The following is an 858-nucleotide window of genomic DNA, read 5'->3' as shown; positions in this document are numbered from 1 at the left end:
GGTCTTGGCTTCAAACTCTTTTGGTGACAGGTATCCACACCAGGAGTGACGCCTTTTGGTGTTGTACCTTACGCAGAATCTAAATACCTGTTGCCTGCATTCCAGCATCGTGGAAAATACTTTCCGATCCTGCAATACTTCCCGTTTCACCGTCGCGTTAAAAGACTCCGCCAACGAGTTATCGGCACTGGTACCCACAGAACCCATAGACTGCTGCACCCTATGAGTGGCGCAGTAATCCTTGAACGCTTCACTGGTGTAGACGCTGCCATGATCTGTATGAAAGATCGCACCGTCAAGGCTTCCTCGTTCACGATAAGCCATGTCCATAGCCTCAATCACCAAGTCGGTGCGCATGTGATCCGCGATCGCGAATCCCACCAACCTCCTGGAGTAGCAGTCAATGACGGTAGCTAAGAACATGTTGGAGCCACCTTTAATCGGTAGGTAAGTGATATCGCCAACATAGACTTCATTCGGCCTTGAAGCAGTGAAATCCCTGTTCACAAGGTCAGCAAACACCCTGGCATGCTTTCTGCGCCACGTGGTGGTCACTTTCCTACGCTTGGTGTAGCCACGTAAGCTCATGTTTTTCATAACCCTGGCTACACGCTTATGATTCACCGAAACAAACCCCTTCTGGGAGTTCAGTTCAGCGGTGATTCTCTTCGCACCGTAGCATCCGTTGAAGTCTGAAAAGACGACGCTGATACGGGCGCCTAGCAAGGCATCATCGCAGGCCCTATCCTCACGGCGTTTAGTGCCATCGTGCCACTTGTAGTAGGAAGACCTGTTGACATCAAGGACCTTACACATCCGCTTGACCGAGTATTCGGTGCGGTGGTCTTCAACAAACTG

At 50.8% G+C, this 858-nt stretch carries 1 protein-coding gene; it reads right to left on the bottom strand.

What is annotated here, in order from left to right; genetic code table 11:
• Positions 1–858, bottom strand: an 858-nt coding sequence (locus tag NQ018_RS11280) for an IS3 family transposase (protein WP_257061023.1), incomplete at both ends; no start/stop codon positions are given.

It is taken from the genome of Corynebacterium kozikiae (assembly GCF_024580965.1).
Classification (GTDB): domain Bacteria; phylum Actinomycetota; class Actinomycetes; order Mycobacteriales; family Mycobacteriaceae; genus Corynebacterium; species Corynebacterium kozikiae.
This window is presented reverse-complemented; position numbering and strand designations above follow the sequence as displayed.